We start from the raw sequence: 25,716 nt of genomic DNA on the forward strand, positions 1-25,716 counted from the left end.
GAATTCATGTCCATGTCGTTGAAGCCGTGGCAGTACCGAGGGCAGGCGTTGGCGCTGGCCCTGTGCGGGGTGGTGCTGCTCAGTGCCTGCAAGGACAAGCGGATCGATCCGGATGCACCGGCGTCCGAGCCGGTCGCCGCCCTACAGCAGCTGGCGCAGCGGGTCGCCGACAATGATCTGGTCGGCTACGCCAAGGCGGCGGTGCCACCGGCCCAGTACGCGCGCCTGCAGGGCGCCTGGAACCAGGGCCACAGCCGCTGGCCGTTGACCGAGCTGCCGCTGGATGGGCAGCTGCTGCCGATGCTGGCCGCGCTGTCGCGGCCGGATGCGCCACAGCGGCTGCAGCGCTCGTTCGATACCCAGATCGCCGGCCAGGCCTCCCAGGTCCGCCAGGCGGCCCACTCGATGGGATTGTTCGGCGAGCAGTACCTGCGCAACCAGAGCGAGTACAGCGACAGCGAGCGCGCCCACTACACCCAGGTGGTGAACGCGCTCAGCCGCTGGGCCGCCGCGGCGCCACTGACGGACAAGCAGCGGGCGAAGACGACCATCACCCTGCTCACCGCCACCGCGCGTACCGCCGGGCTGTCCACCGATGCCGAGCTGCAGGCGGCAGGCATGGAAGAGAGCCTGCGTCGGCTGGGCCCCTTCATCAAAGCCTTCAAGACCGCGCTGGCCAGCTACGGGCTGTCGCTGGACGGCGCGTTGACCGAGCTGCGCGGCGAACTGACCTCCGAACTGGGCGACGACGCGGTGGTGCGCATCCAGTACACGCTGGCCGGTGAGCAGATCGAAGCGCAGGTGCGGATGACCCGCCGCGATGGCCACTGGTATGTGACCCGCACGCTGGAAGACACCGATGCGCTGCTGCAGGCCGCCGACGCCGCGCAAGCTGAACATGACGCCCGGCAGGCGGCCGAAGCAGAGGCCGCCGCGACGGTCAAGGACGGTGCTTCTGCACCGGCTAAGCCATAATGAAGCCGATGCCGAACCAGAATCCCCTGCCTTTCCCCGGCGAAGAGCCGCCCAAGACGCCGGACGCCACGTCCTCGTCGCCCGCTACCGTGCCGTCCGACGGTGCCGCCGCCCCGCTCCCGCCGGTCGCTGGCGCGCCTGTGGATGCCGTTGCGGTCGATGCGGAGCCGTCCACCGTCGTGCCGTCCGCGATCGTGCCCGGCACGCGTCCGCCCAGTGGCCGCCCGCCGTGGTGGGCGCGCCTGCTCGGCCGCCTGGTCGAGCCGTGGCTGTCGCTGAAGATCGAACCCGAACACCCCGGCCAGTACAACGACGGCCGCCCGGTGGTCTACGTGCTGGAGGACTACGGTCTGTCCAACGCGCTGATCCTGGACAAGGCCTGCCGAGAAGCCGGCCTGCCCTCGCCGCTGGTGCCGATCGCGGGTGACCCGACCGGGCGCAAGCGCGCCTACCTGGCCCTGTCGCGCCGGAGCAGCAGCAACTCGCTGATTCCCGAGCAGCGCGGCGCCAAGACCCACTCCGACTCGCTGGCCAAGGTCCTGCAGGCGCACCGCGCCCGCGGCGAGCTGGACGTGCACCTGGTGCCGGTGTCGATCTTCGTCGGCCGCGCGCCGGACAAGCAGAGCGGCTGGTTCGCGGTGCTGTTCTCGGAAAACTGGGCCCTGGTGGGTCGTTTCCGTCGCCTGCTGGCGGTGCTGCTCAACGGCCGCAGCACGATCGTGCGCTTCGCCCCGCCGATCTCGCTGCGCACCACGGTCGATGAGGGGCTGGACCCCGAGCGCACCGTGCGCAAGCTGCAGCGCGTGCTGCGCACCCACTTCCGCCGCATCCGCGAGTCGGTGATCGGTCCTGACCTGTCGACCCGTCGCCTGCTGGTGGACAAGGTGCTGGACGCGGACACCGTGCGCGAAGCGATCGCCTCCCAGGCCAAGCGCGACAACTCCAAGCCGGCCGATGCCTGGAAGAAAGCCCACGCCTACGCGTGGGAAATCGCCGCGGACTACTCCAGTCCGGTGGTGCGCTCGGCCAGCTTCATGCTCAGCCATGTCTGGAACCGCATCTATGCCGGCGTGCTGGTCCATCACCTGGACAAGTTCAAGGCGGCCGCGCCCGGGCACGAAGTGGTCTACGTGCCCAGCCACCGCAGCCACATGGATTACCTGCTGCTGTCGTACCTGCTGTACGACCGCGGCATCGTGCCGCCGCACATCGTGGCCGGCATCAATCTCAACCTGCCGGTGGTCGGCACGCTGCTGCGCAAGGGCGGTGCGTTCTTCATCCGCCGCTCGATCCGCGGCAACGCGCTGTACTCGGCGGTGCTCAGCGAATACGTGGCGCAGCTGGTCGCCGGCGGTTACTCGATCGAGTACTTCGTCGAAGGCGGCCGCTCGCGCACCGGGCGCCTGCTGCAGCCCAAGGGCGGCATGATCTCGATGACGCTGCGCGCGTTCCTGCGCCAGCCGCGCAAGCCGGTCCTGTTCCAGCCGGTCTACATCGGCTATGAAAAGCTGATGGAAGGCGGCAGCTACCTGGACGAACTGTCCGGTCGGCCGAAGGAAAAGGAATCGATCTGGTCGCTGCTGTGGTCGATCCCGAAAGTGCTCAAGCAGAACTACGGCCAGGTGGTGGTGAACTTCGGCGAGCCGATCGCGCTCAACGACGTGCTCGCCCAGCGTGCGCCGGACTGGAATGGCCAGCCGGTGGGCGAAGACGAGAAGCCTTCGTGGTTGTCCGGCACGGTGGATCACCTGGCCGAACGCATCCAGGTGCACATCAACGGCGCGGCCGACGTCAATCCGATCAACCTGCTCGCGCTGGCGCTGCTGTCCACGCCCAAGCATGCGATGGGCGAGGCGGACCTGATCGCGCAGATCGAGCTGTGCAAGACCCTGCTGGTCGAGATGCCCTACTCGGACCGGGTGACGGTGACCCCGCACTCGCCGGAGCGGATCATCGCCCACGCCGAGGAGATCAACGTCCTCACCCGCATCAAGCATCCGCTGGGCGATGTGCTCAGCGTCAGTGGCGATACCGCGGTGCTGCTGAGCTACTTCCGCAACAACGTCATCCACCTGTTCACGGCCTCGTCGTGGGTGGCCTGCTGCTTCCAGAACAACCGCCGCATGAGCCGCACCGGGCTGGTCCAGCTGGGCCGCACCGTGTACCCGTTCCTGCAGGCCGAGCTGTTCCTGCCGTGGACGGAAGACGAGTTCGCCCAGCGCATCGAGCAGACCATCAACGTGTTCGTGCGCGAAGGGCTGCTGCAGAACATCAACGATGACGACGGCGGCATCCTGGCGCGCAACACCGGGCAGACCGACGAAGTCTTCCGCCTGCGTGCGATCGGCCATTCGCTGCAGCAGGCGTTCGAGCGCTATTACATCGCGATCTCGGTGCTGGTGAAGAACGGCCCGGGTACGCTGGGTGCGGCCGAGCTGGAAAGCCTATGCCAGCAGGCCGCGCAGCGCCTGAGCCTGCTCTACGCGCCGGCCGCGCCGGAGTTCTTCGACCGCACGCTGTTCCGCGGCTTCATCCAGAAGCTGCGCGAACTGCGCCTGGTGTGGCCGGATGAGAACAGCAAGCTGCTGTTCGACGCGCGCCTGGACGCGTGGGCCAAGGATGCGAAATTCATCCTCGGCCGCGAACTGCGCCACACCATCGAGCGGGTCAGCCCGGAAGCGGCGAAGCCAGAGGAACCGGTAGCCCAGGATTGACGACGGCCCGTCGTCGATCCGACGAATCCGGACGTATCCGGATCTTATTGCGTTCGCCAGCAATTCGTAGGTACCGACCGTTGGTCGGTACCCGCGCGCCAGCGCGGCACAAGGCTCACGCCGGCTCGTCCGGAATCAACATGTCTTCCAGCTTGGCGATGCAGTCCTTCAACTGCAGCTTGCGCCGCTTCAGGCGCTTGGCTTCGAGCTCGTCGTCGCCGTTGGCGGCCATGCGCAGGATCTGGTCATCGAGCGCACGGTGCTCCTGCCGGAGCGTGGCAAGTCGGGCACTGATATCGCTGGGGGTCATGGTTTCCACAGGCTCCGAGCATACACATCCCGGATGACCGCCGGGAGTGAACGCAGTCACCTCACGGGCTCCGTGGCGGCGGGTGCGAGCCGGTAGAATGAACCCCATGAGCGCTGTCATCCGCCTGCCCGATCCCGTCCCGCGCGCCCGCGATCCGCGCGCGCCCGGCGGCGTGCAGGACCGGTTGGCGCGGCAGCTGCGCCGCCAGGTGGGCCAGGCGATCGCCGACTTCGGCATGATCGAGGCCGGCGACAAAGTCATGGTGTGCCTGTCCGGTGGCAAGGACAGCTACACCCTGCTCGACATCCTCCTGCAGCTGCAGAAAAAAGCGCCGGTGCCGTTCGAGCTGGTGGCCGTGAACCTGGACCAGAAGCAGCCCGGCTTTCCCGAGCACGTGCTGCCGACCTACCTGGCCTCGATCGGTGTGCCGTTCCAGATCATCGAGCAGGACACCTATTCGGTGGTCAGCCGGGTGATCCCGGAAGGCCGCACGATGTGTTCGCTGTGCTCGCGCCTGCGCCGTGGCGCGCTGTACCGGCACGCGGCCGAACACGGCTTCACCAGGATCGCGCTGGGCCACCACCGCGATGACAGCGTGGCCACGTTCTTCCTCAATCTGTTCCACCACGCCAAGCTCTCGGCGATGCCGCCCAAGCTGCGCAGCGACGACGGCCAGCACATCGTGATCCGCCCGCTGGCCTACGTGAGCGAAGCGGACATCAGCGCCTACGCCCAGGCACGCGCGTTTCCGATCATTCCCTGCACGCTGTGCGGCAGCCAGGACACCCTGCAGCGCCGCCAGGTGGAGCAGATGCTGCAGCAGTGGGAGCGCGACCAGCCCGGCCGCATCGACCAGATCGCACGCGCGCTGGGCAACATCCATCCCTCGCAGCTGGCCGATCCGGCGCTGTTCGATTTCATGGCACTGGGGCGCGCCGCGGCGGCCCCGTTGCCCGACCCGCCGGCCTGGGCCGGCACTGCCCACGACCCCGGCGACGCCCCCGGCCCGGCCTGAGCCACGCCGGCGCGCCCGCCCTCCCTTTCACGCTCTTACTCTGGACGTCCATGTTCTTTCGCAACCTGACGCTGTTCCGCTTCCCGACCGCCACCGATTTCTCCGACGTAGACACCCTGCTGCCGCAGGTGCTGCTCAAGCCGGTCGGTCCGCTTGAAATGAATTCCCGTGGCTTCATCTCGCCGTTCGGCCGTGAAGAAAAGGCCGTGTTCTCGCACCGCGTCGGCGATGCGCTGTGGCTGACCGTCGGCGGTGAGGACAAGATCCTGCCGGGCGCGGTGGTCAACGACCTGCTCGCGCGCAAGCTCGAGGAAATCGAAGAGAAGGAAGGCCGCAAGCCCGGCGGCCGCGAGCGCAAGCGCATGAAGGACGACCTGCTGCACGAACTGATGCCGCGTGCCTTCGTGAAGAGCTCGCGTACCGACGCGCTGATCGACCTGACCCACGGCTACGTCGCGGTGGACTGCTCGAGCAGCAAGAAGGGCGAGAACATGATGTCCGACATCCGTGGCCTGCTCGGCAGCTTCCCGGCGATGCCGTTGAATGCCGAAGTCGCGCCGCGCTCGATCCTCACCGGCTGGATCGCCGGGGAACCCCTGCCGACCGGGCTGAGCCTGGGCGAAGAGTGCGAGATGAAGGACCCGGCCGAGGGCGGTGCGGTGGTCAAGTGCCAGCACCAGGAACTGCGCTGCGACGAGATCGACAAGCACCTGGATGCCGGCAAGCAGGTGACCAAGCTGGCGCTGGTGTTCGAGGACAACCTGTCCTTCGTGCTCGGCGATGACCTGATCGTGCGCAAGCTGAAGTTCCTGGATGGCGCGCTGGACCAGCTCGAGCATGCCGACGATGACGGCCGCCGCGCCGAACTGGACGCCCGTTTCGCCCTGCAGAGCGGCGAAGTGCGTCGCCTGTTCCTGCTGCTGGAAGAGGCCTTCAAGCTCAGCAAGGCGGACTGACCGGATCCGATCAGTCCCCAGTCATGCGCCGGTCACGGCCGGCGCTATGCTGTACCCATGTCCGGATTCCTCCGCCGCCTGATTTCGCCGGCTGTCAGCACGCTGCAGCGCGATACGGTACGGCTGCGCCTGGAGGATGCCGAGATCGATGTGTTGCGCGTACGCGATCCGCGCGCGCGCCGGATCAAGCTCAGCGTCGATGAGCGCGGCGTGCGCCTGACCCTGCCACCGCGCGCCAGCCTGGTGATGGGCGAGCGCTTCCTGGAGCAGCACCGTGGCTGGTTGTCCGAACAGCTGCGCAGCTACCAAGCGACCAACCTGCCGCCGCCGCTGGTGATCGGCGAGGCGGGCGTGCTGCCGCTGCGCGGTGAGCTGCTGCCGCTGCGCTGGGAAACCGGCCGCTATGCGCATATGGAGATCGACGCCGACGGCGCCTGCCTGCACTGGCCCAGCCGGGGCACCGACGCCACGCTGCGCCGTGCCCTGCGCGAGTTCTACGAAGCACAGACCCGTGCCGATGTCGGCCAGTGGCTGCCGCGCTACCTGCCGGGCCTGCCCCGCGCACCGGCGCGGCTGCGGCTCAAGGTGATGTCCTCGCAATGGGGCTCGCTGGCCCCGGACGGCAGCATGGCGCTGGATCTGGCCCTGGTGCTGGGGCGGCCGTCGGCGTTTGAATACGTGCTGGTGCACGAGCTCTGCCACCTGATCCAGGCCAACCACTCGCCAGCCTTCTGGGCCGAGGTGGAGCAGCGTTTCCCGGCGTGGCACGCCGAGCGGGATTACTTCCAGCTCGAAGGGCGGCGGCTGAAGGCGATGCTGCGGCAGATGCTGACCCCGGCGGGGTAGAGCCGGCTGCTGCCACGCCCGCGACCGGTAGTGCCGGCCGTTGGCCGGCTCCCCATGAACCCCACCCGCGCGCGATTGCCGGCCAGCGGCCGGCACTACCGATGCGGTGTTTCTCAGTTCCCCAGCCGCAACGCCGCCGCCTGCGCCCAGCGCGCCGCCACCCGCGGCGCGGTGATGCACACGGCCTGATCGGTCACGGTGGTGACCGCGCGCTCGAGCAGCTGGATGTCGGCCTCGTGCTGGCGCGCCACGTGCGGATCCTCGAAGAAGATCGCGCGCTGGCAATGGCCTTCCAGTACGCGGTCGGCGATCTGCGCATCGCCGCCCATCGGGCCGCTCTGGTAGCGCATCACCCATTCCTCGCCCTGCGGCCAGCCGCGGCTCCAGGCCAGTTCGTTGAGGCGCTGGCCGGTGGTGCCGGTGCCGACCCGGCTGCGGAAGCGCGACAGCACCTCGAAGTGCTCGTCGGCGAAGGCCAGCATCGCCGGCTTCATCGCGTCATGCGCGATCAGCGCCAGCGTGTGCTGCGCGAAGGCGTGCAGGTCATCGGCGCCCGGGTCCGGGGCCAGGCCGGCGTGCAGGCGCTCCACCTCGACCCAGTCGCGCGCGGTGGCGACGGTGGAGATGAAGGGTTTGCCGTGGATCACGCACTGGCGCTTCAGCGCGGTCGCCTCGGGGAACACCGACGAGGGATCGACCGGGTCCATCAGGTAGATGGCGCCATCCAGGGTGCGCTCGGGCGTGCCCATGCCGACCACCTCGGCGACCAGCTTCATCAGCCCACCCTCGCGGCCGTTCGGGTAGCGCCGCAGCGGGGCGAAGTCCTGCAGGAAGCCCAGCCGCTGGATCGCATCGAAGGTGCGTCCGACCGCGTGCAGCTCCACGCCCAGTTCGCGCAGTCCGGTGTCGCTGGCGCGCAGCCAGCGGAACAGGGCGGCGTGCTTGTCGTGGTGGTGCAGGCGGTTCGCGGCCAGGCCGATGCGCATGGGAGCAGTCCAGAGGGAGACGCGGTCAGTGTAAGTCGTTCAGGTTGCAGCGGCGCCAGCGCTGAACGGTGATGGCGGTCACGCGCCATCACGCATTTTCGTAATTGTTGCATGGTGTCCGGAGGGGGCCATATCCGACAGTAGAGGCCGTCCGTCAATCAGGGAACTCCTGCCATGACCCTCTCCCTTTCTGCCGTTGCCGCCTCGTCCGCATCTGCTCCGGAGGATCCGGGCCCCCGCATCCGCGCGCTGGCCGCGGTGTTGCGGGAGGCCCCGCAGGCCGATGCCGACGTGCTGCTGGCCGGGCTCGCCCGCATGCTCGATGCGCACATGGGCCGCGGCCACGACGATCCGGCGAGCAACCGCCGCATCCGTGACCAGCTCGACAACATCGAGCTGCTGATGGCGCTGGAGATCGAGCGGGCCGGCGTGCGTCACACGCCGTCACCGCTGCCCGCTGCCGCGTAGGCGCGATTACGCCGAAAGCAGCTGCACGATGCTGCCGGCCGCATCGCGGCCCTCGGCCACGGCCGTCACCACCAGGTCCGCGCCGCGTACCGCATCGCCCCCGGCGAACAGGCGCGGATGGGCGGTCTGGAACGGCAGGCGGCCACTGCCACCGGCCACGATGCGGCCATTGTTGCCGGCCTCCACGCCCTGTCCGGTCAGCCAGGCCGGCGCAGTCGGCGAGAAGCCGAAGGCGATGATCACCACGTCCGCTTCCAGCAGCGATTCGCTGCCGGCGATCGGCACCGCATTGCGGCGGCCCTGTGCATCCGGTGCGTCCAGCTGCGTTTCGACCACCATCACCCCGATCACTTCGTCATCCGCACCGGCCTCGATCGACAGCGGCTGGCGATTGAACAGGAAGCGCACGCCTTCCTCGCGCGCATTGGCCACTTCGCGCGCCGAGCCGGGCATGTTGGCCTCGTCGCGGCGGTAGGCGCAGGTCACCTTGGCCGCGCCGAGCCGGATCGCGCTGCGCACGCAGTCCATGCCGGTATCGCCACCGCCCAGCACCACCACGCGCTTGCCTTCGAGGTCGGGCAGGGCGATCTGGTCTTCCCAGCCGGCGATCGGCCGGCCGTGGGCATCGCTGCCACTGACGATGCGGCTGTTCTGCACCAGGAACGGCAGCGCCGGCAGCACGCCCTTGAGGTCCTGGCCGAGCAGGCCACCGTCGGTATAGCGGTAGGCGCCGGTACCCACGAACACCGCGTCGTACTCGGCCAGCAGGTCATCGATGCTCACATCGCGGCCGATCTCCACCCCGAGTCGGAACTGCACGCCCATGCCTTCGAGCACGTTGCGGCGGCGGCTGATCACCGATTTGTCCAGCTTGAAACTGGGGATGCCGAACTGCAGCAGCCCGCCGATCTGTTCGTAGCGGTCATACACCACGGCCTGGATGCCGGCATGCGCCAGCTTGTCGGCGCAGGCTAGCCCGGCCGGGCCGGCGCCGATCACCGCCACGCGCTTGCCGGTGGCTTCCACCGCGCTCATGTCCGGACGCCAGCCGGTGGCCAGCGCGGTATCGACGATGTACTTCTCGACCGCGCCGATGGTCACCGCGCCGAACTCCTCCAGCGTGCAGCTGCCTTCGCACAGGCGGTCCTGCGGACACACCCGGCCGCACACTTCCGGCAGCGGATTGGTCGAATGGCACAGCGTGGCCGCTTCGTGGATGCGGTTTTCCTGCACCAGCTGCAGCCACTGCGGGATGGCGTTGTGCACCGGGCACTTCCAGCTGCAGTACGGGTTGCCGCAATCCAGGCAGCGACCGGCCTGGAACTGCGCGTCCTCCTTGCCGAACTTGCCGTACAGCTCGCCCCAGTCGCCGGAGGTGCGCAGTTCGACCGGGATGCGCTGCGGCATCGTCCGGGGCAGATCGAGGAACTGGAAAGCTTGCTTGCGGCTCATGGGTGGGCCCTGGGATGGTGATCTGCCGGCCAGCGGCCGGCACTACACGTTGAGGGTGCCGGCCAGCGGCCGGCACTACCGGGATGGATCACGCAGCGCGGCGCAGTGAGTCGGTCAGCGATTCGATGCTGGCGGCCTTGGGTTTGACCAGCCAGAACTTGCCGACGTAATCGCGGAACTCATCGAGGATCTGCTGCGCCCAGATGCTGCCGGTCAGTTCGCGGTGGCGGCTGATCAGCGTATGCAGGTGCTGGCGATGGTTCTCGAAGCCCTCGGCCGAGATGCGGTGGATGTCGATCAGTTCGTGGTTGTAGCGGTCCACGAAGTCACGATCGATATCCAGGACGTAGGCCAGGCCGCCGGTGAAGCCGGCGCCGAAGTTCAGCCCGACCTTGCCCAGCACCAGCACGATGCCGTCGGTCATGTACTCGCAGCAGTGGTCACCGGCCCCTTCGATCACCGCCAGCGCGCCGGAGTTGCGCACGCCGAAGCGCTCGCCGGCACGGCCCGCGGCGAACAGCTCGCCACCGGTGGCGCCGTACAGGCAGGTGTTGCCGATGATCGCGGTGTTGCGCGCCTCGAAGCGTGCGCCACGCGGCGGGCGCACCACCAGCCGGCCGCCGGCCATGCCCTTGCCGACGTAATCGTTGGCTTCGCCTTCGACCTCCAGCTGCAGGCCGCCCACGTTGAACGCGCCGAAGCTCTGCCCGGCCGTGCCACGGAAACGCAGGGTCAGCGGTGCATCGGCCATGCCCTGGTTGCCGTGCGTGCGTGCGATCTCGCCGGACAAACGGGTACCGATCGAGCGGTCGGTGTTGTGGATCAGGAAGCGGTGTTCGCCGCCGAGCTTGCCGGCGATCGCCGGGGCCAGCAGCCCGTCCATCTGCGTCGCCAGGCTGTCCGGCGATTCGTACAGACGCTGCGCGGCGCAGTGGCTGCCCGCGTAGTCGGCCGGGTGCAGCAGGCGCGACAGATCCACCTTGACGCCCGGTCGCGGTGAAACCTCCAGCTGCTGCAGCAGGTCGGTACGGCCGACGATCTCCTCCAGCGAGCGCACGCCCAGGTAGGACAGCCAGCCACGGACTTCCTCGGCCAGCAGGCGGAAGAAGTTCTCCACGCGCTCCGGCAGGCCGGTGAAGTACTGCGCACGCAGGCGCTCATCCTGGGTGGCCACGCCGGTGGCGCAGTTGTTGAGGTGGCAGATGCGCAGGTACTTGCAGCCCAGCACGATCATCGGCGCGGTGCCGAAACCGAAGCTGTCCGCACCGAGCAGCGCGGCCTTGATCACGTCCAGGCCGGTCTTCAGGCCACCATCGGTCTGCAGCAGGGTGCGCCCGCGCAGGTCGTTGGCGACCAGTGCCTGGTGCGATTCGGCCACGCCCAGCTCCCACGGCACGCCCGCATAGCGGATCGAACTGACCGGGCTGGCGCCGGTGCCGCCGTCATGGCCGGAGACGGTGATCAGATCGGCGCCGGCCTTGACCACGCCGGCGGCGATGGTGCCGACCCCGGCATGGCTGACCAGCTTCACCGAGACCAGTGCGGTTGGGTTGACCTGCTTGAGGTCGTAGATCAGCTGGGCCAGATCTTCGATCGAGTAGATGTCGTGGTGCGGCGGCGGCGAGATCAGGCCGATGCCCGGCTTGGCATACCGCAGCCGCGCGATCAGTTCGTTGACCTTGTGCCCGGGCAGCTGGCCGCCTTCGCCGGGCTTGGCGCCCTGGGCAACCTTGATCTGCAGCACTTCGGCGTTGACCAGGTACTCGGCGGTGACGCCGAAGCGGCCCGAGGCCACCTGCTTGATCTTGCTGCGCTTCTCGGTGCCATAGCGCACCGGGTCTTCGCCGCCTTCGCCGGAATTGCTGCGGCCGCCGAGCCGGTTCATGGCGATCGCCAGCGCTTCGTGCGCTTCCGGCGACAACGCACCGAGGCTGATCGCGGCGGTGTCGAAGCGGCGGAACAGATCTTCGGCCGGGGCCACTTCGTCCAGCGGCGTCGGCGTGGGCGCGGCCTTGAGCTGCAGCAGGTCGCGCAGCGCCGACACCGGTCGGCCGTGCACGGCCTCGCAGTAGCGCTGCCAGTCCGCGGCATCGCCGCTGCGCGCGGCACGCTGCAGGGTCATGACCACGTCCGGGTTGTACATGTGGTACTCGCCGCCGTGCACGTACTTGAGCACGCCGCCGACATCCGGGCGCAGCAGATCATTCCAGGCGCGCACGGTGAGCTCGCGGGCCTCATCGTCCAGGCGCGCGAAGCCGACCCCGGCCACGCGCGAGGCGGTGTCCGGGAAGCACAGGTCGACCACCTCGTCATCCAGCCCGACGATCTCGAACAGCTGCGCGCCGCGGTAGCTGGCCACGGTACAGATGCCCATCTTGGAGATGATCTTGGACAGGCCCTTGTAGATGCCCTTGCGGTAGCGGCGGCCGATCTGCGACTGCTCGCCGCCCTTGCTCAGCTGCAGGATGCCGCGCCGGCCCAGGTCGAACAGGGTCTGGTAGGCCAGATACGGGTACACCGCGGTGGCACCGAAGCCGAGCAGGCAGGCCATGTGGTGCGGATCGCGCGCGGTGCCGGTTTCCAAAATCAGGTTGACGTCGCAGCGCAGCCCCGCATTGGAGAGATGGTGATGCACCGCGCTGGTGGCCAGCAGGGCGTGCACCATCGGGCGGTCGGCAACCGGGTAACGGTCGCTCAGCAGCAGCATGACGATGCCTTCGCGGGCGGCGGCTTCGGCTTCGGCGCAGATGCGCTCGATGCCGGCCTTCAGGCCTTCGTCCAAGCTGTAGGACAGATCGATCAGCCGGTTCTTGTCGGCGTACTGTTCCATCTTGATCAGCTGACGCAGCTTGCGCTGGCTGAGTACCGGCGAATTGAGGATGACGTGGTTCACCGTCTCCGCGCCGGCATGGAAGATGTTGGTCTCCTTGCCGAGCTGGGTGGACAGCGACATGACGCAGTCTTCGCGCAGCGGATCGATCGGTGGGTTGGTGACCTGCGCGAACGCCTGGCGGAAGTAATCGTAGAGTGGACGGCTGTGCTGGCTCAGCACGGCCATGGGCGTGTCATCGCCCATCGAGCCGGTAGCTTCCTGCTCGGTCTCGGCCAGCGGACGCAGGATCTGCTCCACTTCCTCGGTGCTGAGCTGGAACAGCTTGTGATAGCTGCGCAGGGTGCGCTCGTCGAACGGCTCTTCCACCAGCGACGGATCGATCAGCTCGGTCTGCAGGTAGGTCACGCCCTGCTGCAGCCATTGCTTGTACGGCGCGCGGCCACGGTTGATGCGGTCGATGGCATCCGAGTCGAGCAGGTCGCCGCGCTTCAGGTCGATCGCCATCATCTCGCCCGGGCCGAGCTTGCCCTTGCGCACCACGCGCTCGGCCGGCACTTCCCAGACACCGGCTTCGGAGGCGACCAGGAAGTGGCGGTCGGAGGTCAGCATCCAGCGCGCCGGGCGCAGGCCGTTGCGATCCAGCGTGCAGGCGGCATAGCGGCCGTCGCAGGCGACGATGCCGGCCGGGCCGTCCCAGGGCTCGCTGTTGAGCCCGTAGAACTCGTAGAACGCGGCCAGGTCCGGATCCTTGAACTCCAGCGACTGGGTCGCCGGCGGCACCAGGATGCGCAGCGCCTGGATCAGCTCCATGCCGGCGCTGACCATCAGCTCGAGCATGTTATCCAGACTCTGCGAGTCCGAGCCGTGCATGGAGATGACCGGATTGAATTCGCCGATGTCGAAGCGCGGGGTCTTCCACACCTTGCTGCGCGCCTGCGCCCACCGGCGGTTGCCCTCGATGGTGTTGATCTCGCCGTTGTGCGCGAGCATCCGGAACGGATGCGCCAACGGCCAGCGCGGCAGCGTGTTGGTCGAGAAGCGCTGATGGAACACGATCGCGCTGGAGGCCAGGTCGTTGCGCTGCAGGTCCACGTAGAAGCGGCTCAGCTTGTCCGGCAGCACCATGCCCTTGTAGCTGATCGCATTCGGGCTGAGCGTGGTGACGTAGTAATCGGCGTGCTCGCGCAGCTGCTGTTCGCTGCGGCGGCGGGCCAGGAACAGGGCCAGGGTGAAGGCGGCCTCGTCCTGCGCGGCACCGGCATCGACGAACACCTGCTCGATGTGCGGCAGGGTGTCGCGCGCGAGCTGGCCGCAGACGCTGGGATCGGTGGGTACCACGCGCCAGCCGACAGGCTGGCAACCGGCCTCGCGCAGCTGCTGTTCCAGCGTGTCGCGGCAGGCCTGTGCGGCAACGGTGTCGTGCGGCAGGAACACCACGCCGGCGGCGAAGCGCGCACCCAGCGTGAGACCCGCTTCGGCGGCGAGTGCCTTGAGGAACACGTCGGGACGGCGCAGCAAAAGGCCGCAGCCGTCACCGGTGACACCGTCGGCAGCGACGCCGCCGCGGTGGGTCATGCGCGAGAGTGCGGCGATAGCGGTGTCGACCAGCAGTCGGGACGGCTGGTCGTCGAGCTGGGCGACCATGCCGAAACCACAGGCATCTCGCTCATCTTGCGGGTCGTAAAGCCCTTGGCGGTTGCGGGGGGCCATCTCTGCCTCAATGTCGGGTGAGCGGCGACACTCGTCCCCGCTCAATCCGTTGAGCGCATCTGGAGGCACCGGATGACTCGACTAGAGCATAGTTGCTGCAACGCCGCAATACACGGTTGCAGGCGCAACCAAACCCCTGTGTTTCAGGGGTTTTCTCCGTCGCCTGTTCAGCCGCAGCGGACGCCGGCCACCACGTTCTTGGCATCCACTTCGACGTTCAGGCGCTCGCCGATGAACTCCATCGTGGTCATGTCGTTCGGCTTGAGCACGCGCACGCTGGTGGCGCCGGCATCCTGCTGGGCCTGGCTGCCGAGCTCGGCGGTATAGGGCTGGCCGACCAGGCTCTGCACCTGGGTGGCATCGCAGCTGCCGACCGGCGGCGCTTCGGTCGCCTTGCCGGCTTCGTCGGTCGGTGCGGCGGCGGCTTCGGCCGCCTTCTGCGCATGGGTGGCGACGGCCTCCTGCTCGTCCATCGGCGGGGCGCTGCACGCACCGAGGACCAGCAGGGCGGGGAACAGGGCAATCAGCCCGAAAGAACGCCGCACGCGGCGGAACGACAGGGACGACATCGGTACTCCAGGAAGCGAGCCAGTAAACTCTGGAGGATATCGCCAAGCGCGGCGTGAGGTGTTTGTGTTGCGTTATTGACGCGGCGCCGCACCGGCAGCGGTAACACTGCGTTTCCCTGATCCGCGCCGCGTCCATGAGCCCGAGCCGCACCACCACCCCCGAAGCCGCCGCCGCCCGCCAGGCCGGCCTGCGGTATGTCAGCGATGAACTGCCCGGCATCGCCCGCCGCAAGGCCGGCAAAGGCTTCGCCTACCGCGACGCCGATGGTGCGGCGGTGCGCGATGCCGCCACGTTGGCCCGGATCCGCGCGCTGGCGATCCCGCCGGCGTACACCGATGTGTGGATCTGCGCGCTGCCCAACGGCCACCTGCAGGCGACCGGCCGCGACGCGCGCGGCCGCAAGCAGTACCGCTACCACGCCGATTGGGCGCGGGTGCGGGGCGATGGCAAATTCGATCGCATCATTGCCTTTGGTACCGCCCTGCCCACGCTGCGTCGGCGCCTGCGCCGCGATCTGAAGCTGCCCGGCTTCCCGCGCGACAAGGTGCTGGCGATCGTGGTGGCGTTGCTGGCACAGACGCTGGTGCGCGTTGGCAATGAAGTCTATGCACGTGACAACCGCTCTTACGGGCTGACCACGCTACGTAACCGCCACCTCGCGCTGGTCAAGGGCGGCCGGGCGCAGATGCGCTTCCGGGGCAAGTCCGGGCAGGCGCATGAGGTGGACGTGGATGACCGCGAACTGGTCAAGCTCATCCGCAGCTGCCAGCAGCTGCCCGGGCAGGCGCTGTTCCAGTACCGCGATGACGAGGGCGCGGTGCAACCGGTGGACTCGGGCATGGTCAATGACTATCTGCACGATGCGATGGGCGAGGATTTCAGCGCCAAGGATTTCCGCACCTGGGGCGGCACGCTGGAGGCGATCCGTCAGCTTGCCGCGACCGAGCTGCCCGAACCCTCCAGTGAGCGCGCGCTGGCGGCATTGCAGAAGCAGGTGGTATGCGAGGTGGCCAACCTGCTGGGCAACACACCGTCGGTGTGCCGCAAGGCCTACATCGATCCCTGCGTATTCGATGGCTGGCGGGCCGGCTCATTGAAGGCGCTTGCCGGGCTGCGCGGCGACCGTCAGTGGGAACTGGCCACGCTGAAAGTACTCAAAGCCGCGCGGCGCACCGTCCGGCGCGCCCGCGCGGGATGAGCGCAGCGGTCAGCCGCAGTAGATCGCGGTGATGTTGTTGGTGTTGCCGGTTTCGATGGTGAGCCGTTCGCCACCGCTTTCCGCCCCGGCGCTCGACGGCACCGCACCGCTGGCGGTCGGGCCGCTTTCCTGGCGCTGGCCCCGCAGCACGATGACCTCGAGGCTGTCGCTGTCCACGCGGGCCCGCTCCACGGTAGCCGCCGACGCGGCCAGCCCGGTGGCGCCACGCACCTTGTCGACATGGCACTGGCCGGAAATCACGCCGTCGATCGGCTGGACCTGCGCGACAGGGGTGCTGCTGCAGGCGGACAAAGCAAGGACGGCCACAGCCGCGGACAGGTAACGAAGCATGCGACGCACTCCATGGGAATTGCGCTCAGGGTGCATCGGTGCCCGTATGCGGCGCATGAATCCTCTACACGGTGTGGGCACGCTCCATTCACCATCCCTGGCCGCCGGGTTGACCATAGTGGGGCTGCGCACTCCAGAGCGGCACCGCCCGCGGCGACATGCGCCCGCGTGATATCCACGCATCTGATCCGGCAACAGGAGTCGAACATGGCCACGGCCAAACCCCGTAAGACCACCAAGACCCCCACGTCCCGCAAGGCGGCCCCGGCGGCCGACGCAACCGAACCGCGTACCCGTGCGCCGGTCGTGAAAACCGCGACCCGCAAGGCAGCCGCCACCGATCCGCGCGCTGCGCGCGTGGCGGCGCGCCAGCGCCGTCTGCAGGACCAGGAAAAGGCCAAGGACGCGCGTGCGGCGAAGAAGGCCGCCGCCTCCAGGACCAAGAAGGCTACCCAGGCCGGCACGCGCCGCCAGCCGGAAAAAATGCCGGCCGAGCAGCTGGCCAAACCGGGCAACGAACACGAGATGCAGCTGGCCCCGCGTTTCCTTGCGCCGGACTACCAAGGCAGCGGCAAACTCAAGGGCAAGCGCGCGATCATCACCGGCGCCGACTCCGGCATCGGCCGCGCGGTGGCCGTGCTGTTCGCCCGCGAAGGGGCCGATGTGGCGGTGCTGCACCTGGATGAAAAGAAGGACGCGAAGATCACCCGCGAGCACGTCGAGAAGGAAGGCGGCCGTTGCGTGGTGATCGCCGGCGACGTGCGCGACCCGGCCTTCTGCAACAAGGCGGTGAAGCAGGTGGTCAAGGCGTTCGGCGGGGTCGACATCCTGGTCAACAACGCCGCCTTCCAGCTGCACTGCGACCGCCTGGAAGACCTCGAGGACGACCATCTGCAGGAAACCCTGCAGACCAACATCGGCGGATACATCCAGATGGCGCGCGCGGTGCTCCCGCATCTGGGCGAAGGCGCCAGCATCATCAATACCGGCTCGGAAACCGGACTGTTCGGCAGCAAGTCGCTGGTGGACTACTCGGCCACCAAGGGCGCGATCCATGCCTTCACCAAGGCGCTGGCCAGCCAGCTGCTGCCGCGCGGCATCCGGGTCAACGCGGTCGCCCCGGGACCGGTCTGGACGCCGCTCAATCCGGCCGACAAGAAAGCCCCCGACGTGGCCGAGTTCGGCCAGGACAGCGACATGGGCCGACCGGCGCAGCCGGAAGAACTGTCGCCGGCCTATGTGTTCCTCGCCTCGCCGATCACCGCGAGTTACATCAGCGGCGTGATCCTGCCGGTGATGGGCGGGCCGCGCGGCTGACCGTCGGCACCGGCGCGTCCACGCCGTAGAACGCGGCGATCTGCGGAATGAAGTTCTGCGGGTTGGCCCCGACCAGGTTGGTCAGCACCACGATGGCCAGCCCCTGGTCGGGGTAGACGATGAGGGCCGAGCGCGCGCCACCCATGCCGGCCACCTGGCGTTGCGGGGCGCCCTGCAATACCGCCCAACCGTCTCCCCAGGCGCCCTCGCTGCCATCGTCGAGCCGTTCCGGCGTCCACATCCTGCGGGTACTGGCCGCGTTGATCAGGCGGTTGCCGGACACCGCGACCAGCCACTGCGCGACGTCATCGGCGGTGGTCAGCATGCCGCCGCCGGCCCACAGCCCGGGCGTCATGTCGTAGAACCAGTGCGAGAGACGTGGCGCGGCGTCCGGCGCATCGGTGCGGCGCGGGAACCAGCTGTAGATCGTGGCGCTGTTGGCGACCAGATCGTAGCTGTCGCCGAACGTCGTGGACGGCATCCCGGCGACATCGAACTGATGCGTGGCGACATAGCGGTCGTACGGCATCGCCGACTGCGCGGCGATGATCCGAGCCAGCAGCACGTAGTTGGTCTGGTTGTAGGTGAAGCGCGCGCCGGGGGCGGCCTCCACCGGCAGCCGGGTCACCGCCGCCCAGGCCGCCTGCTCGCTCCCTCCGCCGAGCAGCCCCTGTGCATCGAGGATGTCCGGCAGCCCGGAGGTGTGCGCCAGCAGCTGGCGCACACGAACGCCGCGCCACGCCTCGGGCAGATCGGCGAGATAGGTCGAGATCGGCGCATCCAGGTTCACCTTGCCCGCCTCGGCCAGCTGCATCATCGCCACCCCGGTGAACGATTTCGTCGCCGAGTTGAGCGGGAAACGCGTCGTGCGCGTGGCCGGCAGCCCGTTTTCGACGTTGGCCAGCCCGTGGCTCTCCGAGAGCACCACCTTTCCGTCCTGGATCACGGCGATCTGCAGCCCGGGAATGCGCAGGGCGTCCATGGTCCGGCCGATGAACTGTCGGGTCTGCTGGTTGGCAGTGTCCACATTGCCGGCTCGCGCCTGCGCGCAAAGCGGGAACAGCAGGGCGACCATCAAGATCACGCGGTACGTGGAGCGCATGCAGCAGGTCCTTGGCGAAGGTGACGCGGCGCCAGGGCGGGATGCCGCAGCTCGAAGGCTTGGATGCGGGCCGCGGCGAAAAGGTTTAAGGCCACCGGCAGGGCGATCACGCCCGGCCTACCGTTCGTCGGCACCGACCGTCCGGCACTTGACGACACCTGTAGTCACTGGCACGGTAGCGACACGTGTAGTCATAGGGAGTGCGCCATGCGCGGCAAGACCATCGGGGACCAGGAACTGGCCCTGCTGCAGTACATCGCGGAACAGGACCGTCCCAGCGTCGGCGAAGTCGCCGCCGGGTTCGGCGAGCAGCGCGGGCTGGCACGGTCCACCGTGCTGACCATGATGGAGCGCCTGCGCGCCAAGTCCTACCTGAGCCGCAAGCAGGTGGACGGCGTGTACCGCTATGCCACCACCAGCGGCCAGGACAGCGTGGTGCAGGGCGCGGTGGCCAGCTTCGTGGAGAAGACGCTGCAGGGCTCGGTCTCGCCGTTCGTGGCGTTCATGTCGCACAAGGTGGACGTCAGCGATCAGGAGCTGGCCGAGCTGGAAGCGCTGGTCGCACAGTTGCAGTCACGCAAGCGGGAGGGCTGAGCCATGGACATGATGATGAGCGAACTGCTGATGCGGTTGGGCTGGACCAGCGTGCAGAGTGCGGTGCTGGTGGCGCTGGTCTGGGGCGTATGCCGCCTGCTGCCGCAGCTGCCCTCCGCGACCCGCTGCCGGCTGTGGTGGCTGGTGGCCGCGCAGGCGGTGCTGGGCCTGTTCTGGAGCAGCCCGCTGGAACTGGCGGTGCTGCCTGCACCCGTCGCGCTGACTGCGCCGACCGCCCCGGTAACGGCACTGCCTGCGTTCGATGCCGCCGTGCAGGCCGCGCCGGTCATCCATGCAGCGAGCGCGGCCGAGACGGCGACGATGGCAGTGTCCTGGCCGTCGCTGCTGCTGGCCCTGTGGGCCGCCGGCGTGCTCTTGATGCTGGTGCACAGCCTGCGCGGCTACCGCGCGAGCCGCGCGCTGGTGCGCGGTGCCACCGAGTGCACCGACGCCGGCCTGCAGCAGGCCCTGCAGCTCGCTGCCGAAGCGCATGGCCTGCGCCGCGCGCCGCGCCTGAAGCTCTCCGCACAGATCCGCTCGCCGCAGTTGATCGGCCCGTGGCGGCCCGTGCTGCTGCTGCCGGCGCGCGAACTGCCGGCGATGTCGGCCGATGACCTGGACATGGCGCTGACCCATGAGCTGATCCATCTGCAGCGCCGCGACCTGTGGTGGGGCCTGCTGCCGGCACTGTCGCAGCATCTGTTCTTCTTCCATCCGCTGGTCCACCTGGCCGCGCGCGAATACGCCCTGGCCCGCGAAGAAGCCTGCGATGGTGCGGTGGTGGCCGGGCATGACCATTGCCGGCACGACTATGGTCGCCTGCTGGTGCAGCTGGGTGTCGCACCGCGTCCCGCCGTGGGCGTGGCCAGCGCCTCGCCGAACCTGCGCAGCCTCAAGCGCCGCCTGCTGACCCTGCAGCAGACCCGCAGTTTCCCGCGCGTCGCCGCGCTGGCGATCACCGCGCTGTTTGTGGTCGTCGGCGTGGCGCCGCTGCGGTTGGTGGCTGCGCCGCCGCCGCCGGCGCCCCCGGCCCCGACCGCACCGAACGTACCCACGCCGCCCACGCCGTTGCCTGCGCGCGCCCCGGTCCCCGCGCCGGAGCCGATGCCGGCCCCGGAACCGCCGGCCGCCCCCGCCGCCCCCGCCGCACCGCGTGCGCCGGAGCCGCCGAAGGATCTGGATGACGGGATGTCCTTCGTCACCCATGGCAAGCTCAACATCCGCCAGCAACCCGCCCAGGCGTTCGTGCTGATGGGGCAGGACGACAACTTCGTCGATGCCTCGGTGGCCGATCTCAAGCAGGCGCGCCGCGATGCGGGCGGCGACGAACCGGCGCTGTGGGTACGTCGTGGCCAGGCGCGCTATCTCATCCGCGATCCCGCCGTCCTCAGCCAGCTCAGCCGCAGTCAGTCCGACGTGGCGGCCTTGGGCAACGCGCAGGCCGAGCTGGGCAACCGCCAGGCGGCGATCGGCCAGCAGCTGGCCCAGGTCTCGATGCAGGTCACCGCCGACGCGCTGGCCGCAGTGGATGTCGCGGCGGTGGTCAACCACGCGACGCGCCAAACGGGACTGGATGCGGCCGCCGAGGCCAACCAGGCCGCGCGCCAGTCACGTGCGGCTGCCGCCGGTGCCAGCCAGGCAGCGCGCGAAGCGCGTACCGCCGCGGCCAAGGCGGTGGACGCCCGTCAGATCACCCTGGTCGCGCGCGAGCAGGCCGAGCTGGGCCGGGAGCAGGCGCGCCTGGCGCACCAGCAGAGCCTGGCCTCGGCCCGCGCCGTGCGGGAAGTACGCACGGCCATCGATCAGGCGCTGGCCAGCGGCAAGGCCCAACGCCTGCGCGACTGACCTGCAGGAAGCCTTCTCAACCGCAGTTGGCGCGCACGATCCTGTTCTGCGCGTCCACTTCGATGCTGAGGCGGTCTTCGCGGTAATCCATGGTCATCGCCATGCCCGGCTTGAGCACGCGGGCGTTGCGGGCACCGCTGTCCTTCACTGCTTTCTGGATCACCGCTTCGGTGGCGGTCTGCCCGGTCAGGCCGGTGAGCTTTTCCGGATCGCATTGGCCGCCACTGCCGGCCACCGCGGGCGGCGCGGTCGAGGTCGGGCTGTCGGCGGGTGTTCCCGCCGTCTTGCCGGGATGACTGCAGGCGGCCAGCGGCAGGGCGCAGCCCAGGGCGAACAGAAGGTTCAGACGCATGTGGTGGTCCTCCCACGGAGAGTGCGTGCAGTGTGGAACACGCCTACTTCACGCCGCGTCAAGACATGACGCACCACCTGCCGTCATTATTGGCGGCGTACCTCTCGGGAAGCCATCAGCCACCCTTCTGCAGGCAGCGCCTGCGAGCAAGGTTTGATTTGTCGGAGAAAACAATGAGCGCACCTGATATCACGTGGTTCAGGGGCAATATTCATCCCCATCTGACGGGATTCAACATCACCTACACAGACGAAGGGCGCGGGGACTTCGGAGAGCTGCAGAGAGCGAGTGTTGAAGGAAACAATAAATTCGCGACGATAGATTTCTGGTCCAGCGGCTGGACGTCCGTGGACATCTTTGACTGTCAGGAGGACGCGCAAACCATGAATGAGATGATTCCTCCGGCGGAGGCCCATCGCGTGAATGAACTTCTGTCCCTGATGATTGATCGACTGCGTGCCGGACTGAGCTGAGCCTGCGTTTCCCTCAGGGGGACGGCGAGGACAAAGCCAACGTCTCCCGGTCGCGCTGCTCCTCGGCCACCAGCCGCCGCATCAGCAGCGCCAGGGTCACCACGTCCTGGTGGTTGTGCTCGGCCACCCGGCGCAGGTTCACCGCGCTGCCGCCCCGGAGGTAATTCAGCCACGCCGCAGGGGCTTCCGAGCCGGGCAGATCGTCTTCGCGCACGATCTGCAGCAGCTGGCGCTCGATCGTGGCCAGCCGGCAGTTCTCCCAGGTGCCGCGATAGCGGCGGCGGGTCGGGAACAGCAGGTCGACGTGATCCAGCGGCGTGATCGGGCAGCGCTGCCGGGCCAGCCGATAGCGCGTCTTGAGCAGCGGGGCGTCGTAGCAGCGCCCGTTGTAGCTGGAGAACACCGTGCCCGGCTGCAGCCAGCCGGCAAACTCGCGCAGCATCGCGGCCTCGGCCGCCATCGTGGTCATCAGCAGTTGGCGGATGCGCAGGCCGTCGCCGCGCTCGGGATGGGTGTGCCAGTCCGCCGCGCCGATCATGAAGGCGCGGGTGCCGGTGCCGCCGGCCAGGCCGGTGGTCTCGGTATCGAAGAACAACAGATCCCGCGGCTGCACCTGCTCGCCTTCGCGCTTGGCGAAGGCCAGCGACAACGGTTCGGTGGGGATCGCCTGCGCGACGAACGATTCAATCAGGAACAGGCCGGGTGCGATTTCCTCGCCCGGGACATGGCGATCCGCGGCGTTCCCGCGCGGATTGGCTGTGCTGATGCCGCGTTCGCGCAGGCCAAGCAGACGGCGCAGGCCACCGATCTCGGGTCTGCGCAGCGCGGGCGCGGGGACAGCAACAGGAACAGCGGGAACCGCCGGTGCGGTCTCGCGTGCGGCGGCGCCGGTCGGTTTGTGGCGGATCTCCTGCTCGACCCAGCCGAAAACGGAGGCGGGCGCAGGCGTGCGCGCACGCGCGTCGTTGGCGGCGGCCGGAAGCGGGGCTGCGGGTTCGGTGGGGTGTGCCGGCCAACGGTCGGCACCTACCGGGTTTTCAGGCGCCGCCGCCGTCGCATCACCGGCCTGCCGGCGCAGCAGGCGCAGCTTGTCCAGGCTCAGGCTCACGGGGCGACCACCTCGGCATGCTGGCGCTCACGTTCGGCGGCGGACGGCAGGGCGGCACTGTCGAACAGGTCCAGCACCTTCAACGCCAGCGCCTTCGGCGTGGTGGCATCGTCTTCCTGGCCGGCCAGCACCGGGCCGACGCAGGCCGGGCAGCCGGCCTTGCAGTCGCAGCCCTGCACCAGTTCGCGCGCGCGCAGCAGCAGCTCGGCCTGGCGCACCCACAGCGGCTCGCTCAGGCCAACGCCGCCGGGGAAGTTGTCGTACAGATACACCGTGGGCACGAACTGCTGCTGCAGTTCGATCGCGCTGGCATCGAACTCGGCGCCACGCAGCTGCCCGCGCCCGCTCTGGTCCGCCACCGCGAACCACGCACCGTCACCATTGCCGACGGCCTTCTGCAGGTCGCGCGCATCGGCCATCACCGCCACCGTGGCGACGATGTGCAGCGCGTAGGCGGCGCCGAGGAAACCGTCCAGCGCTTCCTGCTTGCTGTCGAACGCGGTCAGCAGCAGCGCCTGCGGCAACTGCCACCACACCGCCGTGGTGTGCAGCTCCTGGTCGGGCAGGTTGACCGGGCCGTAGCCGATGTTTTCGTGGGTGTAGTAGCGGATCTTCTTGTAGCCGGCCACGCGGCGCACCACGTGCACCTCGCCATGGTGGGAATCGCCGCGCCCGGCGATGCAGCCATCGAAGCGGTCCAGCACCTTGAGCTTGGTGAAGTCGATGCTGTCGGTGTAGTAGTCCACGTGGGTGCGGGTGACATAGGCCTTGCGGCCTTCCCAGTCCAGCCGCTCCACCTGGTAGGGCGTGGACTGCACCATGTGGATGGCGCCTTCGTACAGCGTCAGCGCGGCGGCGGAATAATCCACCTCGGCGATGATCTGCTGCTTCCCGTCGCTGCGGTCCACCACCACGAAGTTGCCATCGGCGACCGAGCGCAGGCTGACCGCGTTGGCCGGATAGCTGTCGGCGATCCACTCCCAGCGGTCGCCTTCGCGATGGACCACCTCGGTTTCGGCCAGCGCTTCCAGGAACACCAGCGGGTCGATCGGGCCGAACGGATCGCCGGCCAGGAACGGCAGCTCGAAGGCGGCGCAGCGGATGTGGTCGAACAGGATCAGCGGCTGGTCCGGCGCGATGCGCGCATGCTCGGGCGAGGCCTCGGCGAAGAAGTCCGGGTGGCGCACCACGTACTGGTCCAGCGGCTGCGAACTGGCCACCATCACGCCCAGCGCGGGCTGCTGGCGGCGACCCGCGCGGCCGAAGCGCTGCCAGGTCGCGGCGACGCTGCCCGGGTAGCCGTTGAGGATGACCACGTCGAGGCTGCCGATATCCACGCCCAGCTCCAGCGCCGAGGTGCTGACGATGCCGTCGATCTGCCCGGCGCGCATGGCGCGTTCGGTCTCGCGGCGCTCGGTGGGCAGGTAGCCGCCGCGGTAGGCGCGGATGCGCGCCGGCTTGCGCGGGTCGTGGTCGAAGATGTCCTTGAGGTACTTGGTGAGCACTTCGACCATCAACCGGCTCTGCGCGAAGATCAGGGTCTTCAGCCCGGATTTGATCGCGATGCGGGCGATGCGGTTGCTCTGCGAACGCGCCGAAGCGCGCAGGCCGAGATCGGCGTTGACCACCGGCGGGTTCCACAGCAGTACATGCTTCGGCCCGCTGGGCGCGCCGGACTCGGTGATCGCCGTCACCGGCGCTTCGATCAGCGCCTCGGCATGCGCCTGCGGGTTGCCGATGGTCGCCGAGCACAGGATGAACTGCGGTTCCACGCCATAGAACGCGCAGATCCGCTTGAGCCGGCGCAGCACGTTGGTGACGTGGCTGCCGAACACGCCGCGGTAGGTGTGCACTTCATCGATGACCACGTAGCGCAGGTTCTCGAAGAACTGCGCCCACTTGGTGTGATGCGGCAGGATCGCCTGGTGCAGCATGTCCGGGTTGGAGACCACGATGTCGCCGTGCAGGCGGATCGCCTGGCGCGCATCGCCCGGCGTATCCCCATCGAAGGTGAAGGCTTTCACGCCCAGATCGCCGGCGCGGTTGAGTTCCAGCAGCTCGGCGACCTGGTCCTGGGCCAGCGCCTTGGTCGGGAACAGGTACAGCGCCTTGGCCTTGCCCTGCATCGCCGCGCTGACCACCGGCAGGGTGTAGCACAGCGACTTGCCGCTGGCGGTCGGGGTCACGATGGCCACGTGCTCGCCGCGCTGGCTGGCCTCCCAGGCCTGCGCCTGGTGGCTGTAGAGCTGCTCGATGCCACGCGCCTTCAGCGCCTGGACCAGGGCGTCGGGCACATCGGCCGGGATCGGCGCGTACTGGCCCTCGCGGGCCGGAATCGTGAAGCTGCCGGTGATGCGGTCGTTGTAGCGGCGCTGCAGGCGCGCGGTCAGCAGCGCGCCATCGCGCGAGGGCAGCCCGTCGGTGGTGGCGAGGCGGCGCTCGGCGTCTTCAGTGCGCTTGGCGAGTTCGTAGGCCATGGTCACAACGGTCTGCAAAGGACGCTATGGGAACACAGCGGCGTCTCAATGTTTGAGACACGAT

21 protein-coding genes are annotated in these 25,716 nt (G+C 68.6%); 11 read left to right on the top strand and 10 right to left on the bottom strand.

From position 1 onward, the window contains the following. Window positions 1–6: 6 nt before the first annotated feature. Together ABE424_RS11030 and plsB are read left to right on the top strand one after the other, a co-directional pair. Window positions 7–975: a hypothetical protein gene (locus tag ABE424_RS11030; RefSeq protein ID WP_346491451.1), complete on the top strand. Its 969-nt coding sequence runs from the start codon at window positions 7–9 to the stop codon at window positions 973–975. After that, window positions 975–3,689 (top strand): glycerol-3-phosphate 1-O-acyltransferase PlsB, encoded by a 2,715-nt coding sequence (gene plsB, locus ABE424_RS11035; RefSeq protein WP_346491452.1) that lies wholly within the window; start codon window positions 975–977, stop codon window positions 3,687–3,689. The genes ABE424_RS11030 and plsB overlap by 1 nt, the downstream gene beginning before the upstream one ends. A gap of 115 nt (window positions 3,690–3,804) precedes the next feature. On the opposite strand, the gene ABE424_RS11040 is transcribed toward plsB, so the two are convergent. Then, window positions 3,805–4,008 (bottom strand): DUF465 domain-containing protein, encoded by a 204-nt coding sequence (locus ABE424_RS11040; RefSeq protein WP_176990288.1) that lies wholly within the window; start codon window positions 4,006–4,008, stop codon window positions 3,805–3,807. 97 nt (window positions 4,009–4,105) lie between these two features. On the opposite strand from ABE424_RS11040, the gene ttcA reads away from it, so the two are divergent. Genes ttcA through ABE424_RS11055 form a run of 3 tightly spaced genes read left to right on the top strand, consistent with a single transcriptional unit; the run spans window position 4,106 to window position 6,816 of the window. After that, complete coding sequence (gene ttcA / locus ABE424_RS11045) at window positions 4,106–5,014, top strand: tRNA 2-thiocytidine(32) synthetase TtcA (protein WP_346491453.1); 909 nt, start codon at window positions 4,106–4,108, stop codon at window positions 5,012–5,014. Window positions 5,015–5,064: 50 nt separating this feature from the next. Then, the gene (locus ABE424_RS11050) at window positions 5,065–5,970 is read left to right on the top strand and encodes a recombination-associated protein RdgC (protein WP_019184123.1); all 906 of its coding nucleotides are present in this window, start codon (window positions 5,065–5,067) and stop codon (window positions 5,968–5,970) included. A gap of 57 nt (window positions 5,971–6,027) precedes the next feature. Then, complete coding sequence (locus tag ABE424_RS11055) at window positions 6,028–6,816, top strand: SprT family zinc-dependent metalloprotease (RefSeq protein WP_346491454.1); 789 nt, start codon at window positions 6,028–6,030, stop codon at window positions 6,814–6,816. A 113-nt stretch (window positions 6,817–6,929) separates the two neighbouring features. Here the strand turns inward: ABE424_RS11055 and ABE424_RS11060 are convergent, their stop codons facing one another. Beyond that, a complete protein-coding gene (locus ABE424_RS11060; protein ID WP_346491455.1) occupies window positions 6,930–7,802 on the bottom strand; it encodes a methylglyoxal synthase in 873 nt (290 codons plus the stop codon). 174 nt (window positions 7,803–7,976) lie between these two features. On the opposite strand from ABE424_RS11060, the gene ABE424_RS11065 reads away from it, so the two are divergent. Then, window positions 7,977–8,270 (top strand): hypothetical protein, encoded by a 294-nt coding sequence (locus ABE424_RS11065; RefSeq protein ID WP_346491456.1) that lies wholly within the window; start codon window positions 7,977–7,979, stop codon window positions 8,268–8,270. A 6-nt stretch (window positions 8,271–8,276) separates the two neighbouring features. Here ABE424_RS11065 and ABE424_RS11070 read toward each other — a convergent pair whose 3' ends face one another. The 3 genes from ABE424_RS11070 to ABE424_RS11080 all read right to left on the bottom strand — a co-directional run bounded on the left by ABE424_RS11070 (window position 8,277) and on the right by ABE424_RS11080 (window position 14,834). After that, window positions 8,277–9,722, bottom strand: coding sequence for an FAD-dependent oxidoreductase (locus ABE424_RS11070; RefSeq protein WP_346479595.1), 1,446 nt, complete (start codon window positions 9,720–9,722; stop codon window positions 8,277–8,279). An 88-nt stretch (window positions 9,723–9,810) separates the two neighbouring features. Further along, window positions 9,811–14,265: a glutamate synthase large subunit gene (gene gltB, locus ABE424_RS11075; RefSeq protein WP_346479596.1), complete on the bottom strand. Its 4,455-nt coding sequence runs from the start codon at window positions 14,263–14,265 to the stop codon at window positions 9,811–9,813. A gap of 167 nt (window positions 14,266–14,432) precedes the next feature. Then, window positions 14,433–14,834 (bottom strand): I78 family peptidase inhibitor, encoded by a 402-nt coding sequence (locus ABE424_RS11080; RefSeq protein WP_313211184.1) that lies wholly within the window; start codon window positions 14,832–14,834, stop codon window positions 14,433–14,435. Between the two features lie 134 nt (window positions 14,835–14,968). Between ABE424_RS11080 and ABE424_RS11085 the strand changes: the two genes are divergently transcribed. Then, window positions 14,969–16,033: a DNA topoisomerase IB gene (locus ABE424_RS11085; protein ID WP_176990280.1), complete on the top strand. Its 1,065-nt coding sequence runs from the start codon at window positions 14,969–14,971 to the stop codon at window positions 16,031–16,033. A 9-nt stretch (window positions 16,034–16,042) separates the two neighbouring features. Here ABE424_RS11085 and ABE424_RS11090 read toward each other — a convergent pair whose 3' ends face one another. Beyond that, a complete protein-coding gene (locus tag ABE424_RS11090) occupies window positions 16,043–16,384 on the bottom strand; it encodes a hypothetical protein (RefSeq protein WP_176990279.1) in 342 nt (113 codons plus the stop codon). Between the two features lie 207 nt (window positions 16,385–16,591). Between ABE424_RS11090 and ABE424_RS11095 the strand changes: the two genes are divergently transcribed. After that, window positions 16,592–17,701, top strand: a complete 1,110-nt coding sequence (locus ABE424_RS11095; RefSeq protein WP_346491457.1) for an SDR family oxidoreductase — start codon at window positions 16,592–16,594, stop codon at window positions 17,699–17,701. On the opposite strand, the gene ABE424_RS11100 is transcribed toward ABE424_RS11095, so the two are convergent. Beyond that, window positions 17,658–18,803 (bottom strand): serine hydrolase domain-containing protein, encoded by a 1,146-nt coding sequence (locus tag ABE424_RS11100; protein ID WP_346501907.1) that lies wholly within the window; start codon window positions 18,801–18,803, stop codon window positions 17,658–17,660. The genes ABE424_RS11095 and ABE424_RS11100 overlap by 44 nt on opposite strands. Window positions 18,804–19,010: 207 nt before the next feature. Here ABE424_RS11100 and ABE424_RS11105 point away from each other — a divergent pair, with 207 nt between their 5' ends. Continuing rightward, window positions 19,011–19,397 (top strand): BlaI/MecI/CopY family transcriptional regulator, encoded by a 387-nt coding sequence (locus tag ABE424_RS11105; RefSeq protein ID WP_070472651.1) that lies wholly within the window; start codon window positions 19,011–19,013, stop codon window positions 19,395–19,397. A gap of 15 nt (window positions 19,398–19,412) precedes the next feature. Beyond that, on the top strand, window positions 19,413–21,242 hold the full coding sequence (locus ABE424_RS11110) for a M56 family metallopeptidase (protein WP_346491459.1): 1,830 nt from the start codon (window positions 19,413–19,415) through the stop codon (window positions 21,240–21,242). A 16-nt stretch (window positions 21,243–21,258) separates the two neighbouring features. Here ABE424_RS11110 and ABE424_RS11115 read toward each other — a convergent pair whose 3' ends face one another. Then, window positions 21,259–21,594 carry an I78 family peptidase inhibitor gene (locus tag ABE424_RS11115; protein ID WP_176990276.1) on the bottom strand — a complete coding sequence of 112 codons (336 nt, stop codon included), beginning with the start codon at window positions 21,592–21,594 and terminating at the stop codon, window positions 21,259–21,261. A 32-nt stretch (window positions 21,595–21,626) separates the two neighbouring features. On the opposite strand from ABE424_RS11115, the gene ABE424_RS11120 reads away from it, so the two are divergent. Then, window positions 21,627–22,067, top strand: coding sequence for a hypothetical protein (locus ABE424_RS11120; protein WP_346491460.1), 441 nt, complete (start codon window positions 21,627–21,629; stop codon window positions 22,065–22,067). A 13-nt stretch (window positions 22,068–22,080) separates the two neighbouring features. On the opposite strand, the gene ABE424_RS11125 is transcribed toward ABE424_RS11120, so the two are convergent. Further along, a complete protein-coding gene (locus tag ABE424_RS11125; RefSeq protein ID WP_346491461.1) occupies window positions 22,081–23,175 on the bottom strand; it encodes a ribonuclease H-like domain-containing protein in 1,095 nt (364 codons plus the stop codon). After that, entirely contained in the window at window positions 23,172–25,652 is a 2,481-nt protein-coding gene (locus tag ABE424_RS11130; RefSeq protein ID WP_319210249.1) for a DEAD/DEAH box helicase, read from the bottom strand. Before ABE424_RS11130 ends, ABE424_RS11125 begins: the two co-directional genes overlap by 4 nt. Between the last annotated feature and the right edge of the window lie 64 nt (window positions 25,653–25,716).

Source organism: Stenotrophomonas sp. TWI1149 (assembly GCF_039673155.1).
GTDB classification, from domain to species: Bacteria; Pseudomonadota; Gammaproteobacteria; order Xanthomonadales; family Xanthomonadaceae; genus Stenotrophomonas; species Stenotrophomonas maltophilia_AA.

Coding starts and splice junctions, on each gene's coding strand:
- ABE424_RS11030 (WP_346491451.1), top strand. CDS start 7: ATGTCCATGTCGTTGAAGCCGTGGCAGTACCGAGGGCAGGCGTTGGCG.
- plsB (WP_346491452.1), top strand. CDS start 975: ATGAAGCCGATGCCGAACCAGAATCCCCTGCCTTTCCCCGGCGAAGAG.
- ttcA (WP_346491453.1), top strand. CDS start 4,106: ATGAGCGCTGTCATCCGCCTGCCCGATCCCGTCCCGCGCGCCCGCGAT.
- ABE424_RS11050 (WP_019184123.1), top strand. CDS start 5,065: ATGTTCTTTCGCAACCTGACGCTGTTCCGCTTCCCGACCGCCACCGAT.
- ABE424_RS11055 (WP_346491454.1), top strand. CDS start 6,028: ATGTCCGGATTCCTCCGCCGCCTGATTTCGCCGGCTGTCAGCACGCTG.
- ABE424_RS11060 (WP_346491455.1), bottom strand. CDS start 7,802: ATGCGCATCGGCCTGGCCGCGAACCGCCTGCACCACCACGACAAGCAC.
- ABE424_RS11065 (WP_346491456.1), top strand. CDS start 7,977: ATGACCCTCTCCCTTTCTGCCGTTGCCGCCTCGTCCGCATCTGCTCCG.
- ABE424_RS11070 (WP_346479595.1), bottom strand. CDS start 9,722: ATGAGCCGCAAGCAAGCTTTCCAGTTCCTCGATCTGCCCCGGACGATG.
- gltB (WP_346479596.1), bottom strand. CDS start 14,265: ATGGCCCCCCGCAACCGCCAAGGGCTTTACGACCCGCAAGATGAGCGA.
- ABE424_RS11080 (WP_313211184.1), bottom strand. CDS start 14,834: ATGTCGTCCCTGTCGTTCCGCCGCGTGCGGCGTTCTTTCGGGCTGATT.
- ABE424_RS11085 (WP_176990280.1), top strand. CDS start 14,969: ATGAGCCCGAGCCGCACCACCACCCCCGAAGCCGCCGCCGCCCGCCAG.
- ABE424_RS11090 (WP_176990279.1), bottom strand. CDS start 16,384: ATGCTTCGTTACCTGTCCGCGGCTGTGGCCGTCCTTGCTTTGTCCGCC.
- ABE424_RS11095 (WP_346491457.1), top strand. CDS start 16,592: ATGGCCACGGCCAAACCCCGTAAGACCACCAAGACCCCCACGTCCCGC.
- ABE424_RS11100 (WP_346501907.1), bottom strand. CDS start 18,803: ATGCGCTCCACGTACCGCGTGATCTTGATGGTCGCCCTGCTGTTCCCG.
- ABE424_RS11105 (WP_070472651.1), top strand. CDS start 19,011: ATGCGCGGCAAGACCATCGGGGACCAGGAACTGGCCCTGCTGCAGTAC.
- ABE424_RS11110 (WP_346491459.1), top strand. CDS start 19,413: ATGAGCGAACTGCTGATGCGGTTGGGCTGGACCAGCGTGCAGAGTGCG.
- ABE424_RS11115 (WP_176990276.1), bottom strand. CDS start 21,594: ATGCGTCTGAACCTTCTGTTCGCCCTGGGCTGCGCCCTGCCGCTGGCC.
- ABE424_RS11130 (WP_319210249.1), bottom strand. CDS start 25,652: ATGGCCTACGAACTCGCCAAGCGCACTGAAGACGCCGAGCGCCGCCTC.